Below are 16,526 nucleotides of genomic sequence, written 5' to 3'. Positions count from 1 at the left end.
CGCGATCCGTCGGCCAGGCAACAGCACGGCAATGCAATGTTTGCACTTTGCAGGCATGATGTGAACACTATGTGAAGGCGAGGGCGCGCGCCGAGCCGCCCGCGAGAGAAAACGATGACCATGGCCGAAGGCAGGATCGACACGAGCCCGGTGAAGAAGCAGGCGTTCAAGAAGCACAAGGGGCTGGCCCATCTCTTCGCCGCCGCGAGCTATTCGCTCGGCGGTGCGAAGCGGCTTCTGGGCGAGGCGGCCTTCCGCCACGAACTGCTTGCCTTCGCCGCCGTCATGGTCGGTTTCGTCGCGACCGGCGCCACCCTCTTCCAGTATGTGGCGATGAGCATCCTGTTCCTGCTGATGATGGCCTTCGAGGCCGTCAACACTGCGATCGAGGAGATCGTCGACCGGGTATCGCCGGAAATCTCCGAGATGGGCCGCAATGCCAAGGACCTCGGTTCTTTCGCCTGCTTCTGCCTGATCCTCGCCAATGCGGTCTATGCCGCCTATGTGGTGATCTTCTCGCACTTCCTCTGAGTGCTGCGCGGGAACGCCTCAGGCGAAGCTCTTGCGGCGCGGCGCCACCGTCTTGATCTGCGCCACCGGCGGCAGGCTCTGCAGCACGCGCTTGGCCGGCAGGATCGCGATCGCTTCCGTGCCCTCGCGCAGCTTTGACTTCAGGATGAACTCGCCATTGTGCTTGGCCAGGATCGCCTGGACGATCGGCAGGCCGAGGCCGGTTCCCTGTTCGGCGCTCTTGATCGCGATCGCGCCCTGGCCGAAGGCCGAAAGCACGATCGGAATCTCCTCTTCGGCGATGCCGGGGCCGTTGTCGCGGATCGCCAGATACTGTCCGCCGCCGGCCGTCCAGCCGACCTTGACGGTGATTTCACCGCCCTGCGGGGTGAACTTGACGGCATTGGAGAGCAGGTTGAGCACCACCTGGCGCATCGCCTTCTCGTCGGCCCAGACGTCGGGCATGTCGGTCTCGAACTGCTCGCTGATCGAGATGTTCTTGGCCCCGGCGCGCAGTTGCACCATGCCGATGCAGTCCTCGCAGATCTCCACCAGCCGGATGGCATCCTCGCTGAGGTCGTAGCGTCCCGCCTCGATGCGCGACAGGTCGAGGATCTCGTTGATCAGGTTCAGCAGGTGCTTGCCCGAATTGTGGATGTCGGCCGTGTATTCCTTGTAGACCGGATTGTTCAGCGGACCGAGCACCTCGGTACTCATAACCTCCGAGAAGCCGAGGATCGCGTTCAGCGGGGTCCTGAGCTCGTGCGACATCGAAGCGAGGAAGCGGGACTTGGCGAGATTGGCCTCCTCGGCCCGCCGGCGCGCCTCGTCCGACATCGATTTCGCCACTTCCAGCTCGGCAATCAGGTCGTCCTTCTCCGACTGGAAGGACAGGAGCTGGCGGCTGTTGTGGCGCATGCGCTTGGTGACGAAGGTGAGGAACACCAGCGCCACCGAGATGAAGGCTGTCATCCCGAGCACGATCGGGTCCGGCTTGCGCTGGGCGTTGTAGACGAGCGCGACGACCGTGGGCAGGAAGGCGTAGAGGACGGCGTTGCGCAGCATCAGCGCGCTCATCGACGTGACGCAGAGTGCGACGAGCAGCACGGTTCCCTTGAAGAAGTCGAAGCTGTTGCCGGCGCAGGTGCTGCAGTCCTGCAGGGCGAAGACGGCCCACCCGAAGCCCATCAGCACCTGCGCGGCGAGCAGGAGCCGGTGCCAGCGCCGCACTTCCTCGGGCGGCAGGCCCTTCAGGCGCACGTGCCTGGCCAGAAGGATGCTGATCGCGTGCAGGCTGAGCGCCAGCAGGCCCCAGGCGACGAAGGCGGCGTCGCGGGTCAAATAGAGGCCGAGCCCGGTGATGGCGAAGACCAGCACCGGCATCACCAGCGCGCCGTTCAGCACCGCCTCGATGTAGAGCAGCAGCATGTCGCGCTCGAAGGCGGGCGACGTCCCGGTTGCCGTCTGCAGCCGTTCGCGGGTCGCACGGACAGCCCGCGAAACAGCCTTGTTCCTGTGGCTGCGCGATCTGTCGACGATGATCTTGTCGTGCGTGGTACTGACGCCGGGACCCATGGCCTGTGCAACTGTTGCGATTAACTTCGCAAGTCTATTGTGGAATTCTTAAGAAGATGCTGCCGCCCATTAGCGATTTGCGAACCATTTCGACGCTAAGGCCAAATTGTTGCGCGGGCATCCGGGGGGAGGCGCGACGGGCTGGCACAGACGACAGCAAGACGTTGATTTCGTGCATGAGTTCCGATCCGATGCAGGATCGGGAGATGCAGACGGTGCGCCGGGGCGACAATCTCCGGCGGTATGGCATAACGCGGCATGAAGGCCGGTCCGGGCAGAAGCCCAAGGATGCATACGATGTTGGGCAGTGGTTTTGTCTATCGCAGGAAATGGGCCGACCTCGCCGTCACCGCGGCGATCCTGTCGCTGATGGCGCTGATCGCCCTGCGCCTTGACGATCGCCCGGCGACGGAGCTGTTCGCCGGCGCGGCACGGGCCGCCGACGGCGACACGCTGACGCTGGACGGCCGCCGGATCCGCCTTTCGGGCATGGATGCGCCGGAACTGACACAGGTGTGCCGGCGCGAGGAGGCCGAATGGTATTGCGGCGCTTCGGCGCGCTCGCACCTGGCCGAGATGCTCAGGCGCGGCGACATCGCCTGCAGCCTGATCGGCACCGACAAGTACAATCGCACGCTTGCCCGATGCCGGATCGGCGAGGAAGATGTGGGCGAGCGGATGGTGCGCGACGGCCTTGCCGTTTCCTATGGCGACTACGAGGAGGCCGAGAGCCTTGCGCGCCAGGAGCGCAAGGGGCTTTGGAGCAGCGTGTTCGACCGCCCGCAGGACTGGCGCCGGCAGCACGGCCGGCCGCAGGAGGAGCCGCATGTGCCGGTGGAGACCTATCTGGGCGCGTTCCTGCGCTTCCTCGGCCTTGGCTGACGGGAGCCCGCGATGACGGCGGCCCCGTCGGATGCCGGCGGGCCCGGCACTGCGAAGCCTTCTGCCGGCAAGCCGGATGCGGACGGTATCGAGGCGCTGCGGCGGTCGATCGCCGCCTGCCGCATCTGTCGCGACGCCCCTGAAGGCGGCGCCGCCTTCCGCCTGCCGCACGAGCCCCGGCCTGTCGTCGTCCTGTCGGACAGGGCCCGCATCCTGATCGCGGGACAGGCGCCGGGCCTGCGCGTGCACGAGACCGGCCTGCCGTTCAACGACGCTTCGGGCGATCGCCTGCGCGACTGGCTGCAGGTCTCAAGGGAAGAATTCTACGATCGCGACCGGTTCGCGATCGTGCCGATGGGCTTCTGTTTCCCCGGCTACGACGCCGCCGGCAGCGACCTGCCGCCGCGGCGGGAATGCGCGCCGCAGTGGCGCGCAGCCGTCATGGCGGCGATGCCGCAGGTCCGGCTCGTGCTGGCCGTCGGCCAATATGCGCAACGATGGCATCTGGGGCGGCTGCGCGCGCGATCGATGACCGAGACCGTGCTGTCCTGGCGCCGCTATCTCGACGGCGATCTCTTCCCGCCGATCCTGCCGCTGCCGCATCCGAGCTGGCGAAACAGCGCCTGGTTGAAGCGCAACGGCTGGTTCGAGGCCGAACTGCTGCCGGAGCTGCGAAAGCGGGTGAAAACCTTGACCGGCTGAAATATCGTTCTTTCTTTTGCCGCATGAGTGGTTCAAATAGAAAATTCGTTTCAATGAAGGGAGTATCCATGGACCGCCTCGACCGCAAGATCCTGCGCCTGCTGCAGGAAGATTCGACGCTCGCCGTTGCGGATCTTGCCAAGAAGGTCGGCCTGTCCACGACGCCCTGCTGGCGGCGGATCCAGAAGATGGAAGAGGACGGCGTCATCCGCCGCCGCGTCGCCCTGCTCGATCCCGTCAAGGTCAACACGAAGGTCACCGTCTTCGTGTCCGTCCGCACCAGCGCCCACTCGACGGAGTGGCTGAAACGGTTTTCCGAGGTCGTGGTCGAGTTTCCCGAGGTCGTGGAGTTCTATCGCATGAGCGGGGACGTCGACTATCTCCTGCGGGTGGTCGTTCCCGACATCGGCGCCTATGACGCCTTCTACAAGCGCCTGATCGCCCGCATCGAGATCCGGGACGTCTCCTCCAGCTTCGCCATGGAGCAGATCAAGTACACGACCGAGCTTCCGCTCGACTACATGATGGTGGACAACCAGAAGTCCGCCGAGGACTGAGGGGCCGCGCCGGACCGGACCGTGGGCGGCCGGGATTTCTGTCGTGCCGCGCTGCGGGGGAAGCATGCGGACTGAACAGGACGTGCTGCGCATCTCGATCCTGGCCACGCTCGTCGTAGCCGCGTTCGGCATCGTTTTCGGGCTCCTGTCCGGGTCGTTCTCCATTGTCTTCGATGGCGTCTATGCGCTTGCTGACGCCAGCATGACGGTGCTGGCGCTGTGGGTGTCCGCGCTGATCGTCAGGTCCGCCCAGGGCGCCTTGCCCGGCCGGTTCGCCCGTCGTTTCACCATGGGGTTCTGGCATCTCGAGCCGATCGTGCTCGGGCTGAACGGCGTGCTCCTGATCGCCGTCTCGGCCTACGCCTTCATCAATGCCGTATCGAGCATCCTGGACGGCGGGCGCGAGTTGGTGTTCGGATACGCCATAGCCTATGCCGTGGTCACCCTCGTCGCCTGCCTTGCGATGGCGGCACTTGGCTGGCGCGCAAACCGCGTCCTGAAGTCCGGTTTCGTCGCGCTCGACGTCAAGGCGTGGCTCATGTCCGGCGGGATCACCGCCGCACTGCTCGCAGCCTTCGTCCTTGGTCTCACGGTGGAGGGGACGCAGCACGGATGGATGGTGCCCTATGTCGATCCGGCCGTGCTGGCGCTCGTCTGCATCGTCATCATCCCGCTTCCGGTCGGCACGGTCCGGCAGGCATTGGCGGACATCCTGCTGATTGCGCCGTCCGACCTGCAGGAGCAGGTCGATCGCATTGCCCGGGACACCACGAGCAAATACGGCTTCCTCTCCTACCGGGCCTATGTCGCACGGGTTGGCCGGGCGCGGCAGATCGAGATCTATTTCATCGTTCCGCCGGGCCAGCCTGCTCGAAGCATCGAGGAATGGGACCGGATCCGCGACGAGATCGGTGACGAGATCGGCGGCGACGTCGACAATCGCTGGCTCACGATCGCCTTCACCGCCGATGCCGAATGGGCCGAGTGAGGCGGACAAGCGGGCGCGGCAGCGCGGATGCACTGCCGTAGCCTATAGCCAGGGGCGGCCTACTTGCGCTCGAGCCGCGCCAGCAGCGAAGACGTGTCCCAGCGGCTGCCGCCCATGTCCTGGACGTCGCCGTAGAACTGGTCGACGATGGCGGTGACGGGGAGGCGGGCGCCGTTGCGCTTGGCCTCGGCAAGAACGATGCCGAGGTCCTTGCGCATCCAGTCGACGGCGAAGCCGAAGTCGTACTTGCCCTCGTTCATCGTCTTGTGGCGGTTTTCCATCTGCCAGGACCCGGCCGCGCCCTTGGAGATGACGTCCACGACCTTCTCGATGTCTAGGCCGGCGCGCTTGCCGAAATGGAGGCCCTCGGCGAGGCCCTGGACGAGGCCGGCGATGCAGATCTGGTTGATCATCTTGGTCAACTGGCCGGCACCGGCCGGCCCCATCAGGCCGACCATGCGGGCATAGGCGTCGATGATCGGCCGGGCCTTGTCGAACGTCGCCTCGTCGCCGCCGCACATGACGGTCAGCACACCGTTCTCCGCGCCCGCCTGGCCGCCGGAGACGGGGGCGTCGATGAAGCTGCACCCCTTCTGCCGGGCCGCCGTGTCGAGTTCTCGGGCGACCTCGGCCGATGCGGTGGTGTTGTCGATCAGGATCGCGCCGGCCTTCATGCCCGCGAGCGCGCCGTCTTCGGCCGTCGTGACCGAGCGCAGGTCATCGTCGTTGCCGACGCAGACGAACACGAAATCGGCATCCCTTGCGGCCTCGGCCGGCGTCCGGGCGGCCTTGCCGCCGAACTGCTCGACCCATTTCTCGGCCTTGGCGAATGTGCGGTTGTAGACGGCGACCTCGTGCCCGCCCTTGACCCTGAGATGGCCTGCCATGGGATATCCCATGACGCCGAGCCCGATGAATGCGACATTTGCCATGCTGCGGATGCTCCTGTGATCGATGCATCCGGTTTAGCGGAAACGGCGAGGGGACGGAAGGGTGGTGCGGGAACTGCGCCCTGCGCGGCACGGCAGGGATAAGGATTCCGCCTACTGCTGGCCCGCGCCGGGCTCGCCATCGGCGCCGGACGGAGGGTCGGAGGCAGGATCCTGGGCCGGCGCAGCTGGCTGCCCACCTGGCTGTTGCGTGCCGGGCTCGGGGGCACCGCCGCCCGTTCCCCCCGTGCTCTGGCCGGCACCCCGGTGCTCGCCATCGGCGGCTGCGGCCCTTCCTGTCCGTGCTTCATCCAGCGCGATCGCGCCGGGGCCGAGGGAGCGTGAAATGTCGTTCCAGATCCGGCGCAGCCGGCGAACATGCAGGTCGTCGCCGATCCAGCGCATGACGTGCTCGATGCATTTCTTCGTCTGTTCCTGGCTGGTGCCGATGACCGTTCGGGCCCAGATACAGTACTCGTCGATGGAGGCCGGTGTTGCCTTGCCGTCCTGGATGACAATCGGGCGGCTGCTGCCGATCGCGGCGATCGCCCGCAGATTGTCGGTCGCGGCGAAGAGGATGCCGGCATAGATCGAATCGGCCTCGTCGGGCTCGCCGCTGGCGTCGATCGCCCTTTCGAGATCGAAGATGGTGCGGATGTTCAGTTCGCGCATCATCAGGAACTTCTCGATGCCCAGGATGTGGCAAAGCTGCGCCTGGGCCACCCAGTCGATACATTGGTAGATGCCGAACGGGGATTCGATGTGCAGCATGATCGGGTTCGCCGCGGCGAGGTTCTGCACGTCGTAGATGCCGCAGTCCTCCAGACGGAAGCGGGTCGGGAAGTCGATCCCGTCGATCACGTCCATCGGCGTGATGCGGGTCACCCGTTCGAACCGGTCGTCCTCCGTCTTGAACCAGGGCACCAGGTTCTTGGTCTTGGTGTAGACGAACTGCGTGGCCGAACGCGGCATCAGGCCGAGGATGGGGGCAAGGGCGATCCAGACCATCGAGATCCGTCCGTCATGCGTCGTCGCATCGATGCCGGTTTGCGGAGCGGTGAAAACCCCGAACGGATCCGGCAGTGCCGCGAAGGCGATCATCGCGAAGACGCTGGCTGCGACGATCTCGCAACCCTGCTTGAGGAAAGTGAAGGAACTCAGGTCGTAGACGGCGAGATTGCGCAGGAAGTTGCGGACGGCGCCGATGTAGGCGCCGGCAAATGCCAGCGCCCCGATGACGACGAGGTTGCCGAAACCGACCCGGCCCGGCGCGCCGGCAGCATCTGGACCCGCCGCCGCCTCGCCGGCAACAAGGGCCGCCGGCTGGGTGCAGCCGGCGAAATGGGTGCTGGAACAGGCGCAGGTGGCATCCCCGAAGCCGCAGCGAATGGCGGCCAGGAGGGCGTCGAAGCCGAGATAGACGACGATCATCAAGCCGATGGAGGACACGAAGAGACGTAGGTCCCGGCGCAGACCCTGCCTGCGGATACGGTTCAGGAGTTCGTTGAGCGGCATGCCTGTCGGCAGGGTCGCACTTGTCGCTTCCCATCCGCCGTCCAGATCGACGTCGGACAGATACTTGCTTCGGACGAATTCGAAGGAAGGATTGATCGACTTTTCGCCGGAATTGATCTGGCCGAACGTTCGTTCGAAGTCGAAAATCTGCCGCACCCGCCGCACGCGGATCTCCTGGCGTCCGAAGATGATCAGCGTCGGCGTCAGGATGGCGACGAGGAGCGCCCAGCCGTTGATGCGCTCCCACACATAGACGAGTGCGCCCAGCACATAGCCGTAGGTCGCGACGTCCACTGCATTCGTGACGGTTTCCATCCGCGCCAAGCCCCCCAGGCGATGCGGATGCACGATAGGCCGCTTTCGATGCGGGTTCCAGAAACCGTCAGCAATTATGGGTTGTCGTTACTCGCCGCGGTACCGCGCCACCACGAGCTGGCCGGCGATGGGCTCGCCCTCTTCCATCCGCACGGTGATGTCGCCGATTTCGAGGAGGTCGAAACCGGTCGCGTCCAGGCGGTCGCGGATGTAGCTTTCGGCATGGGCGAAGCGCTGGTGCGGGCCGACCACGAAGCCGCTTTCGGCAAAGGCTGCGGCCGGCAGCGTCTCCGACGAGAAGACGAACAGGCCGCCGGTCGAAAGGTTGTCGGCGGCGCCGAAGAAGAGCGGCTCGAGCGCGCCGACATAGGGAAGCACGTCGGTGGCGGTGATCAGGTCGAACGGCGCGTCGTCGTTGTCGTCGAGAAAGTCGACGGCCTCGGCGACGTAGAGCGTCTCGTAGAGGTCCTTCTCGTGGGCGACCTCGACCATGTTCTCCGACAGGTCGACGCCGGTCATGTCGTCCACCATGTCGCGGAGCGTCCCGCCGGTGAGGCCGGTGCCGCAGCCGAGGTCGAGCATGCGTGCGAACGGTCCGAACGCCAGCGTCTGCAGGCGCTGGCGGACGAGCACCGGAACGGCATAGCCGAGCTGCTCAACGAGCACGTCCTCGAAGACCTCGGCATGCTGGTCGAAGAGGGTCGCGACATAGGCGTCTGGCGCCTTCTCCGGCGTCTCGCCGCGTCCCATCGAGGCGAGCCGCACGGCCGCGCCGCCGTGGTCCTCCGGGTCGAGCGCCAGCACCTCGCGATAGGCCGCGGCGGCGGCATCGAACTGGCCGGTCTTCTCCAGGGCAAGGGCGCGGTTATAGGCTTCCGCGAGCGCGTCTTCGTCGATCTTCTTCATGGACGGTGTCATAGGGCCGGGCCGGGCGTTTGGCAATGTCGGCGGTGCGCGGGGCCGATGCCCGGCAAGTCATGAAATTGACATTTCACAAGTGGAACAAAGAGGAGCATCATTCCCTTCAACAGAAACTGTAAAAGGGAGGTTGCGATGTCCGGGGAGGTGACGGCGCTGCCGGCGCAGGGTCAAAGGGAGCCGCATCCATCGCCGGCGCCTCCGGTGACCTCGACGGAGGCCATCAACCTGATGGTCCACTACTACCGTGGCGAGATGGGGCGGATGGCGGGCTGGCGCGACCGCATCGACCGCACGACCAACTGGGCGATCACCGTCGTGGCGGCGCTTCTGTCGGTCTCGCTGTCGACACCCAATTCCCATCACGGCGTGCTGCTGTTCGCCATGCTGCTCGTCTCGCTGCTGCTTGTGATCGAGGCACGGCGCTACCGCTTCTTCGACGTCTATCGCGCCCGCGTCCGCCAGGTGGAGAAGAAGTATTTCGCCGAGTTCCTGCAGCCGCGCGGCGATCTGGCGCCGGACTGGGGGGCTGCGGTCGCAGCCAGCCTGCGCAAGCCGGAATTCCTCATCAGCTACCGCGACGCCGCCTGCCGCCGGCTGCGCCGCAACTATTCCTGGATGTATCTGATCCTGCTTCTGGCCTGGGCGCTGAAGATCTCCTCATCAAGCATGACGGGAACCGAGAGCAACGTGGATGTCGTGCTGTCGTTCGATCAGGTGCTGAAGAACGCCGCTTTCGGGCCGATCCCCGGCGCCATCGTGCTTTCGCTCGTGCTTTTCTTCTACGCCGTCATCCTGGCCGGTGTCCTGCACCGCGACCGGGCCGAGGGGGAGCGGGTGCGCGGCGAGGCGCATGTCTGAATGCCTTGGTTTCGCGCCGGCGCTCAGTGCAGGATGAATTCGCCCTTCAACGCCCGCCATTCGGTGGCCGAGATCAGCTGGCGATGAACGTAGCGCACCGAGTGCAGCGGCCCGTCCAGCGTCTCCTGCCAGAATGTCAGGAAATGGCGCATCTCGGGAAAGTCCGGCGCCAGGTCGTAGTGCTGCCAGATGTAGGTCTGCAGCAGCGAGGGGTGGTCCGGCATGCGGTAGAGGATCTGGGCCGTGGTCATGCCGTAGCCCTTCATCTGCATTTCCATGTCCGATGGCATCCAGGACCTCGTTCCATCGTGAATGATCACCGATGATCCAACGTCCTTGTCGGCAAATCAATTGCCGATTTTCATCTGTGACAATGAATAGTATGAAAAAACAAAGGCTTGGCAGCCGAATGCGACGAGTGCTGCCAAGGGGGCGGCAAGGGCCGGCTAGCGCTTGAGGTGGCGGGTCAGGCGCGCCTCGATCCAGGCCCAGACATTGCGCATCAGTTCGACGATCATGAGGTAGAGCAGCGCCGCCCAGAGATAGGTCTGGTAGTCGAAGGTGCGCGAGAAGGCGCGGCGGGTCTCGCCCATCAGGTCGAAGACGGTGACGATCGAGACGATCGCCGAGCCCTTGATCATCAGGATGATCTCGTTGCCATAGGGCCTAAGCGCGACGATGAGGGCCTGCGGCAGGATGATCTTGAAGAAGGTGACGCGCTGCGGCAGGCCGAGCGAGGCGGCACCCTCGTGCTGCCCGCGCGGCACGCTCTCGATGGCGCCACGCAGGATCTCGGCCTGGTAGGCTGCGGTGTTCAGGGTGAAGGTCAGGAGCGCGCAGTTCCAGGCGTCGCGGAAGAAGCCCCAGAGGCCGATGGCCTTCAGCTCGGCGGAAAAGCTCCCGAGGCCGTAGTAGACGAGGAAGAGCTGGGTGAGCAGCGGCGTGCCGCGGAAGAAATAGACATAGGCATAGGCCGGCCAGGACAGGAACCTGTTCGTCGACATCCGGGCGAATGCGAGCGGCAGCGAGACGATCGCCCCGAGCGTGATCGACAAGGCGACCAGAAGCAGCGTCACCCCGAGGCCGGAGAGGTAGTTCGGCGCGTAGCGCGAGAATTTCGCCGGATCCCAGCCATCGACGACGGTGAGGAAGATGCCGACGGTCAGCGCCAGCCAGATGCCGAGCGCGACGCTGCCGACGAAGCGCGACAGCGTGTAGGGCCGGGCGGGGGCGGGCGGGGGCGCCTGCGGCGGCAGCAGCGTGGTCACAGCGCTCATCGCCTGGCCTCCGAGCGTTGCACCCGCGCCTCGATCATCGAGAAGACGATCGACGACAGGAAGGCGAGCACGAGGAAGAGGCCGCAGGCGATGCCATAGAACAGGAACGCCTCCTTGGTCACGCGCGCGGCGATGCCGGTCTGCCGCAGGATGTCGGACAGGCCGATCACCGAGACGAGCGCGGTGTCCTTCAAAAGCGCCATCCACAGGTTGCCGAGCCCGGGCAACGCGATGCGGACGAGCTGCGGCACGATGATCAGGCCCATCGTGCGGCCATGGTGCAGGCCGAGCGCATAGCCCGCCTCGTACTGGCCGTGCGGGATGGCGCGGAAGGCCGACAGCAGCACCTCCGAACAGTAGGCGGAGAAGACGACGCCGAGCGCGATCATGCCGGCGACGAAGGCGTTGATCTCGATCGCCTGCTCGTAGCCGAGCGCCGACAGCAGGTTCTGCACCAGAATCTGCAGGCCGTAATAGACGATGAACAGGGTGAGCAGTTCCGGCAGGCCGCGGAAGATGGTGGTGTAGATGTCGGCGGCAAGCCTGAGCGAGCGCTCCGGCGACTGCTTTGCCAGCGCGATGAAGAAGCCGATCAGAAGGCCGAGCGGCAGGGTGGCGACGGCGAGGCTCGCGGTGACGAGAAAGCCGATGGCGATCTCGTCGCCCCAGCCCGCATCGCCGCAGGCAAGCAGCGTGCCCTCGGCGAACCAGCGGAACACGCCGGCCGGGCCGCACAACGGATCGATGAAGCCGAGAATTGCGGAAACCGCTTCCGCGATGGCGGAAAAGAACCCGCTCATGCCTAAAGAACCCCCCGGGCCCGCTTCGCGCCCGTCTTGCGGCGCTTTGGAACGCCTTGTGATTGCGGCAGTTCTCAAACAAAAAAGACGGGAGGGCAAGCCCTCCCGTCGTCACATCTGTCGATCTGGCCGGAAAAACCGCTTTCCGGCCGGCAGGCTCACTCGCCGTAGACGTCGAAGGGGAAGTACTTGGCGTTGATTTCCTGGTACTTGCCGCTGGCGCGCAGCGCCGCGATCGCCTGGGTGAACTTGTCGGCGAGCGCGGTTTCGCCCTTGCGGACGGCAACGCCGGCGCCTTCGCCGTTGATGACCGGATCGATCGGCAGGGTGCCGAGCAGCTTGCAGCAGGCGCCGTCATCGGTCTTTAGCCACTCCGACAGGACGACGACGTCGTCGATGACGCCATCGATTCGGCCGTTGGCGATGTCGAGCTTGTACTCGTCGGCGGTCGGGTAGAGCTTCAGTTCCGCATCCTTCATATGCGCTTCGGCATAGTTGGAGTGGGTCGTGGACGACTGGGCGCCGAGCGACTTGCCGGCCAGCGCCTCGGGCGTCGCGGCGGTGATGTCGGAATCCTTCGGCACGACGATCGCCGGCGGGGTGTTGTAGTACTTGGCGGAGAAGTCGACCTTCTGCTTGCGCTCCTCGGTGATCGACATGGAAGCGATGAGGGCGTCGAACTTCTTGGCTTCGAGGGCGGGGATGATGCCGTCCCAGTCCTGCGTGACGAAGGTGCATTCCGCCTTCATTTCCTCGCAGAGGGCCTTGGCGATGTCGATGTCGAAGCCGGTGAGGGTGCCGTCCGCCTCGAGGTTGTTGAAGGGCGGATAGGCACCTTCGGTGCCGATGATGATCTTTTCACCATCGGCCATCGCCGCGCCGGCCATCAGCGTGAAGACGGCGGCGGTCGCAGCCATGGAAAGACGTTTGGAAATGCGCATCGAGATCCTCTCTGTTTGTTCGGGCCGGCCGGATTGTTGTGGTTCTGCCGGCGCCGGGCGGACAAGGGTTCCGCTTGCGGCGATAATCGCCAGCTTTTGCGGCAAAAATCAACGGCCAATCCGCCGAAGCGCGGCCGGCGCCGCGCCGGGGGCTGTGGATTGCGGAACCATCGTGGCGGACGGGCGTTGACCTGTCCCGAAGGTGAACGAGGGTTCAACATGACGTTCACGAGGAGTTCAGGCGGAGGCCGATATCGTTGGATATCAAGAGGCTAACCGTTCCGGTTGAAACACAAATTCGCCCGGAATGATTGGTTGACCCTCGCCACTGAGGAAACGCGACAACAAGGAATACATTATGGGTAATCGAGCCAAACTGCTTGCTACGGTGGCACTGCCGATCGTGTCGATCATCTGGCAGCCTGCGGACGCAGCGGCCTTCCGCGCGACGCTGCAACCCGTCGATACCACAGGCGGCGTGATCCTCGCCCAGTCGAACGGCAACGGCGAATCCGAAGAGGAACTGCGCCGCAAGCGCCGTGAACAGCGCGAGGAGAACCGGTCCGACCGCAATCAGGAACGCCAGTCCGAGCGCAACAAGGAGCGCCAGGAACGGCAGTCCGACCGCAATCAGGAGCGGCAGTCGGATCGCAATCGCGAAGAGCGCAACAAGAAGCGCGAGCAGCAGGCCGAAGAACAGAAGCAGAGCAACGACAAGCGTCAGTCCGACAGCCAGCGCCAGCAGCGCGAGGAGCGCGCCAAGAAGCAGCAGCAGGCCGAGGAACAGAAGCAGCGCAAGAACGACGAGAAGCGCCAATCCGACAGCCAGCGCCAGCGTGAGGAGCGCGACAAGAAGCGCGAGCAGCAGGCCGAGGAGCAGCGCAAGAGCGACGAGAAGCGCCAGTCCGACAGCCAGCGCCAGCGCGAGGAGCGCAACAAGAAGCGCGAGCAGCAGGCCGAGGAGCAGCGCAAGAACGACGAGAAGCGCCAGTCCGACGGCCAGAAGGCGAGAGAACAGAAGCGCGAGCAGGAGCAGCGCGCCGGCGACAAGGAACAGCGCCCCGCGGACAGCAAGCAGACCGATCGCAAACAGACGGATCGCAAGGACTCCGATCGCAACCAGGCCGGGCGTGACCAGTCCGACGGCAAGCAGACGGATCGGGAGCGCGCCCGCGAGGAGCGGCGCCAGAAGGCCGAGTCCGACCGCGAGCGGCGTGCGGGCGCGGAGAACCGCCAGCGTCCGCGCCGCGAGCGCGACGCCGAGCGCGAAAAGATCGCCCGCGATCCTTCGAAGACGACCGGGACGATCGACCTGCCGGTGGTCGGCGGCGCAGCCGTGCTCGACAGCGACAAGGACGCCGACAACCGCCGGGATCGCTCGCGTGAGGAAACCCGCAAGAAGCGCGAGGAGGAGCGGCGCAAGGCCAACGTGCGTGTGCCCCGCTCGGATGCGGACGCCCAGACGGACCGCGACGGCAACCGCCGCCGCTACGACCGCCACGAATCGATCGACCGCGAACGCGGCGAGCGGCGCGACCGGCGGCCGGACTACCGCGATCCGGACAACGTGCGGATCGGCCGGCGCGAGGACAACCGCGTGATCTACAACATCGACAACCGCACCTTCGTGCGCCACTACGACAGCGATCGCCTGTCGCGCCGCGGCGGCAACACCTACTACGAGACGCTGCGCGGCGGCCGCGTCCGCGAGACGATCGAGCGTCCGGGCGGCGTCCGCGTGGTGACGATCCGTAACGACTACGGCACCGTCATTCAGCGTTCGCGCTTCGTCGGTGACCGGGAATACGTGCTCTACTACGTGCCCGAGGTCGACTACGTGGACGACCGGCCGTTCTACGATCCCGGCCTCGACCTGCCGCCGATGCGCCTGAGCGTGCCCGTCGACGAGTACATCATCGACACCTCGTCCGACTACGACCGCGACTACCAGGAGTTCCTCGAGCTTCCGCCTGTCGAGCCGGTCGAGCGCGTCTACACGCTGGACGAGGTGAAATACTCGGCCCGTATCCGCGACAAGGTGCGCCGCATCGACCTCGACACGATCACCTTCGCCACCGGAAGCGCGGAGATCTCGATGGAGCAGGCCTCGACGCTGAGGCAGGTCGCCGACGCGATCAACAACCTGCTGGACGAGGATCCGAGCGAGACCTTCCTGATCGAGGGCCACACAGATGCGGTCGGATCGGACGATTCGAACCTGATCCTGTCCGACGAACGGGCAGAATCGGTCGCCAACCTCCTGACGGACGTCTACGACATCCCGCCGGAGAACCTGTCGACCCAGGGCTATGGCGAGCGCTACCTGAAAGTCGCCACCGACGGCCCGGAGCAGCTCAACCGCCGCGTCACCATCCGCCGCGTTACCCCGCTGGTGAAGCCGGTCGCCTCGGCCGAGTGAGGCGGGACGTCAATGAAGATTGGAGAGGCCGCCGGGGCGATCCGGCGGCCTTTCTGCATGTTCGGCTGCGAATCCTGCACGAGAGGCTTCAAAGCCCGGGCCACATGCCGCCGTCGAGCCTCAGATTGGCGCCGGTGATATAGCCGGCGCGGGGGCTGACGAGGAAGGCGACGGCGTCGGCGATCTCCTCGAGCGTTCCGACGCGTCCCATGGGCACCTGCGCGAACAAGGGCAGGACATTCTGTTCGATGTCCGCCCACGGCGCTTCGGCGGCAAGTCCTTGGCCGGTTGCCGCCTTGCGAAACGCCTCTTCGAGGCTGGCACTGCGGATCGTGCCGGGCGAGACCGTGTTCGCCGTGACGCCGTCCGACGCCACCGCCTTGGCGAGGGAGGCCGTCATGGCGATCATCGCCGCCTTGGCCGCGGCATAGTCGGGCCTTCCGGCCGGCGGCATCATGCCCGCAAGGCTGGAGATATTGACGACCCGGCCCCATTTCGCCGCGCGCATGGCCGGCAGCAGCCGGGCGGTCACCCTGACGGCGGCGAGCACGTTGCGATCATAACCGCCGGCCCATGTTTCGGGCCGCGTCGTGGTCCAGTCCTCCGTCTCGCCGGAACCGCCGGCATTGTTGATCACGATGTCGACGGGCTTCACGAAGGCCTGAGCCTCGTCGGCCAGGCGCCGGACCGCGTCGTCGTCGGTCAGATCGCCGGTGACAGCGTGGGCGCGGCCGCCCCGGGCGACGATATCGTGCGCGACCGCCTCGGCCCTTGTCCGGTCACGACCGTGAACGATGACGATGGCGCCTTCACGCGCCAGTCCGCGCGCGATCCCTTCGCCGATCCCCTTGCTGCTGCCGGTCACGAGCGCGACCTTTCCGTCCAGTTTCAAATCCATCGCACCATTCCCATATCAAGGTCGAAATTCGATATGAGGTCACGGCGATGGACGAGGCAATTACGCACTTTAAAGTGCCTATCGAAGACGGGGATCGGAGCGCCTGCCTCGGGCCGGACGGCTCGGTGGCGCATGTCGGCCGTGTCTTTCGCATGCTGAGCGGACGGTGGAAGCTGCCGATCCTGTTTCGGCTTTTCGCGGAGCGATCGATGCGCAGCTCGCAGCTGCTCCGCGACATGCCGGGTGTCTCGCAGAAGATGCTCACCCAGCATCTCCGGGAGCTGGAGGACGACGGGCTTGTCGAAAGACGGGATTTTGGCGAACAGCCGCCACGCGTCGAATACGGTGTGACGGGCGCGGGCCTGCGGCTGATGCCGGTGCTGCTGGCGGTCAGGGAGTTCTCGCGCGACCATCCCCGCCCGCAGGAGGGCTGACGGCG

17 protein-coding genes are annotated in these 16,526 nt (G+C 65.6%); 8 read left to right on the top strand and 9 right to left on the bottom strand.

The genetic code is table 11. The features are described from left to right. Positions 1–120 precede the first annotated feature (120 nt). Positions 121–531 (top strand): diacylglycerol kinase, encoded by a 411-nt coding sequence (locus tag OCK02_RS15900; protein WP_263814073.1) that lies wholly within the window; start codon positions 121–123, stop codon positions 529–531. Between the two features lie 18 nt (positions 532–549). Here OCK02_RS15900 and OCK02_RS15895 read toward each other — a convergent pair whose 3' ends face one another. Beyond that, positions 550–2,085, bottom strand: a complete 1,536-nt coding sequence (locus OCK02_RS15895; protein WP_263813907.1) for a sensor histidine kinase — start codon at positions 2,083–2,085, stop codon at positions 550–552. A 297-nt stretch (positions 2,086–2,382) separates the two neighbouring features. On the opposite strand from OCK02_RS15895, the gene OCK02_RS15890 reads away from it, so the two are divergent. The 4 genes from OCK02_RS15890 (at position 2,383) to OCK02_RS15875 (ending at position 5,214) form a co-directional block, all read left to right on the top strand. After that, positions 2,383–2,967 (top strand): thermonuclease family protein, encoded by a 585-nt coding sequence (locus tag OCK02_RS15890; RefSeq protein ID WP_230808353.1) that lies wholly within the window; start codon positions 2,383–2,385, stop codon positions 2,965–2,967. A 12-nt stretch (positions 2,968–2,979) separates the two neighbouring features. After that, complete coding sequence (locus tag OCK02_RS15885) at positions 2,980–3,669, top strand: uracil-DNA glycosylase family protein (protein ID WP_263813906.1); 690 nt, start codon at positions 2,980–2,982, stop codon at positions 3,667–3,669. 68 nt (positions 3,670–3,737) lie between these two features. Further along, positions 3,738–4,226 (top strand): Lrp/AsnC family transcriptional regulator, encoded by a 489-nt coding sequence (locus OCK02_RS15880; RefSeq protein WP_230808351.1) that lies wholly within the window; start codon positions 3,738–3,740, stop codon positions 4,224–4,226. A gap of 64 nt (positions 4,227–4,290) precedes the next feature. Further along, a complete protein-coding gene (locus OCK02_RS15875) occupies positions 4,291–5,214 on the top strand; it encodes a cation diffusion facilitator family transporter (RefSeq protein WP_263813905.1) in 924 nt (307 codons plus the stop codon). A gap of 59 nt (positions 5,215–5,273) precedes the next feature. Here the strand turns inward: OCK02_RS15875 and OCK02_RS15870 are convergent, their stop codons facing one another. The 3 genes from OCK02_RS15870 to OCK02_RS15860 all read right to left on the bottom strand — a co-directional run bounded on the left by OCK02_RS15870 (position 5,274) and on the right by OCK02_RS15860 (position 8,891). Next, entirely contained in the window at positions 5,274–6,146 is an 873-nt protein-coding gene (locus tag OCK02_RS15870) for an NAD(P)-dependent oxidoreductase (protein ID WP_263813904.1), read from the bottom strand. Positions 6,147–6,257: 111 nt separating this feature from the next. Then, on the bottom strand, positions 6,258–7,973 hold the full coding sequence (locus tag OCK02_RS15865; protein WP_263813903.1) for a hypothetical protein: 1,716 nt from the start codon (positions 7,971–7,973) through the stop codon (positions 6,258–6,260). An 87-nt stretch (positions 7,974–8,060) separates the two neighbouring features. Then, entirely contained in the window at positions 8,061–8,891 is an 831-nt protein-coding gene (locus OCK02_RS15860; protein WP_263813902.1) for a methyltransferase domain-containing protein, read from the bottom strand. A 135-nt stretch (positions 8,892–9,026) separates the two neighbouring features. On the opposite strand from OCK02_RS15860, the gene OCK02_RS15855 reads away from it, so the two are divergent. Further along, a complete protein-coding gene (locus tag OCK02_RS15855) occupies positions 9,027–9,752 on the top strand; it encodes a DUF2270 domain-containing protein (protein WP_263813901.1) in 726 nt (241 codons plus the stop codon). A gap of 23 nt (positions 9,753–9,775) precedes the next feature. On the opposite strand, the gene OCK02_RS15850 is transcribed toward OCK02_RS15855, so the two are convergent. The 4 genes from OCK02_RS15850 to OCK02_RS15835 all read right to left on the bottom strand — a co-directional run bounded on the left by OCK02_RS15850 (position 9,776) and on the right by OCK02_RS15835 (position 12,770). Next, complete coding sequence (locus OCK02_RS15850; RefSeq protein WP_263813900.1) at positions 9,776–10,042, bottom strand: usg protein; 267 nt, start codon at positions 10,040–10,042, stop codon at positions 9,776–9,778. Between the two features lie 156 nt (positions 10,043–10,198). Next, positions 10,199–11,029, bottom strand: coding sequence for an ABC transporter permease (locus tag OCK02_RS15845; protein ID WP_263813899.1), 831 nt, complete (start codon positions 11,027–11,029; stop codon positions 10,199–10,201). Further along, a complete protein-coding gene (locus tag OCK02_RS15840) occupies positions 11,026–11,829 on the bottom strand; it encodes an ABC transporter permease (RefSeq protein WP_263813898.1) in 804 nt (267 codons plus the stop codon). The genes OCK02_RS15845 and OCK02_RS15840 overlap by 4 nt, the downstream gene beginning before the upstream one ends. Positions 11,830–11,987: 158 nt before the next feature. Further along, entirely contained in the window at positions 11,988–12,770 is a 783-nt protein-coding gene (locus OCK02_RS15835) for an ABC transporter substrate-binding protein (RefSeq protein ID WP_230808342.1), read from the bottom strand. Between the two features lie 358 nt (positions 12,771–13,128). Between OCK02_RS15835 and OCK02_RS15830 the strand changes: the two genes are divergently transcribed. Beyond that, on the top strand, positions 13,129–15,189 hold the full coding sequence (locus tag OCK02_RS15830) for an OmpA family protein (protein WP_263813897.1): 2,061 nt from the start codon (positions 13,129–13,131) through the stop codon (positions 15,187–15,189). Between the two features lie 88 nt (positions 15,190–15,277). Here the strand turns inward: OCK02_RS15830 and OCK02_RS15825 are convergent, their stop codons facing one another. Then, positions 15,278–16,087, bottom strand: a complete 810-nt coding sequence (locus OCK02_RS15825) for an SDR family NAD(P)-dependent oxidoreductase (protein ID WP_263813896.1) — start codon at positions 16,085–16,087, stop codon at positions 15,278–15,280. A gap of 47 nt (positions 16,088–16,134) precedes the next feature. Between OCK02_RS15825 and OCK02_RS15820 the strand changes: the two genes are divergently transcribed. Further along, positions 16,135–16,521, top strand: coding sequence for a winged helix-turn-helix transcriptional regulator (locus OCK02_RS15820; protein ID WP_263813895.1), 387 nt, complete (start codon positions 16,135–16,137; stop codon positions 16,519–16,521). Positions 16,522–16,526 lie beyond the last annotated feature (5 nt).

The sequence above is a fragment of the Rhizobium sp. TRM96647 genome (assembly GCF_025780115.1).
GTDB lineage: Bacteria > Pseudomonadota > Alphaproteobacteria > Rhizobiales > Rhizobiaceae > Mycoplana.
Note: the sequence above shows the minus strand (reverse complement) of the source record. Positions and strands in the feature narration are given on the sequence as shown.

Excerpts from the sequence above, each read along its gene's own strand:
- OCK02_RS15820 (WP_263813895.1), top strand. The coding sequence starts at position 16,135 with ATGGACGAGGCAATTACGCACTTTAAAGTGCCTATCGAAGACGGGGAT.
- OCK02_RS15890 (WP_230808353.1), top strand. The coding sequence starts at position 2,383 with ATGTTGGGCAGTGGTTTTGTCTATCGCAGGAAATGGGCCGACCTCGCC.
- OCK02_RS15850 (WP_263813900.1), bottom strand. The coding sequence starts at position 10,042 with ATGCCATCGGACATGGAAATGCAGATGAAGGGCTACGGCATGACCACG.
- OCK02_RS15870 (WP_263813904.1), bottom strand. The coding sequence starts at position 6,146 with ATGGCAAATGTCGCATTCATCGGGCTCGGCGTCATGGGATATCCCATG.
- OCK02_RS15830 (WP_263813897.1), top strand. The coding sequence starts at position 13,129 with ATGGGTAATCGAGCCAAACTGCTTGCTACGGTGGCACTGCCGATCGTG.
- OCK02_RS15840 (WP_263813898.1), bottom strand. The coding sequence starts at position 11,829 with ATGAGCGGGTTCTTTTCCGCCATCGCGGAAGCGGTTTCCGCAATTCTC.
- OCK02_RS15885 (WP_263813906.1), top strand. The coding sequence starts at position 2,980 with ATGACGGCGGCCCCGTCGGATGCCGGCGGGCCCGGCACTGCGAAGCCT.
- OCK02_RS15875 (WP_263813905.1), top strand. The coding sequence starts at position 4,291 with ATGCGGACTGAACAGGACGTGCTGCGCATCTCGATCCTGGCCACGCTC.
- OCK02_RS15855 (WP_263813901.1), top strand. The coding sequence starts at position 9,027 with ATGTCCGGGGAGGTGACGGCGCTGCCGGCGCAGGGTCAAAGGGAGCCG.
- OCK02_RS15860 (WP_263813902.1), bottom strand. The coding sequence starts at position 8,891 with ATGACACCGTCCATGAAGAAGATCGACGAAGACGCGCTCGCGGAAGCC.
- OCK02_RS15825 (WP_263813896.1), bottom strand. The coding sequence starts at position 16,087 with ATGGATTTGAAACTGGACGGAAAGGTCGCGCTCGTGACCGGCAGCAGC.
- OCK02_RS15835 (WP_230808342.1), bottom strand. The coding sequence starts at position 12,770 with ATGCGCATTTCCAAACGTCTTTCCATGGCTGCGACCGCCGCCGTCTTC.
- OCK02_RS15845 (WP_263813899.1), bottom strand. The coding sequence starts at position 11,029 with ATGAGCGCTGTGACCACGCTGCTGCCGCCGCAGGCGCCCCCGCCCGCC.
- OCK02_RS15900 (WP_263814073.1), top strand. The coding sequence starts at position 121 with ATGGCCGAAGGCAGGATCGACACGAGCCCGGTGAAGAAGCAGGCGTTC.
- OCK02_RS15880 (WP_230808351.1), top strand. The coding sequence starts at position 3,738 with ATGGACCGCCTCGACCGCAAGATCCTGCGCCTGCTGCAGGAAGATTCG.
- OCK02_RS15895 (WP_263813907.1), bottom strand. The coding sequence starts at position 2,085 with ATGGGTCCCGGCGTCAGTACCACGCACGACAAGATCATCGTCGACAGA.
- OCK02_RS15865 (WP_263813903.1), bottom strand. The coding sequence starts at position 7,973 with ATGGAAACCGTCACGAATGCAGTGGACGTCGCGACCTACGGCTATGTG.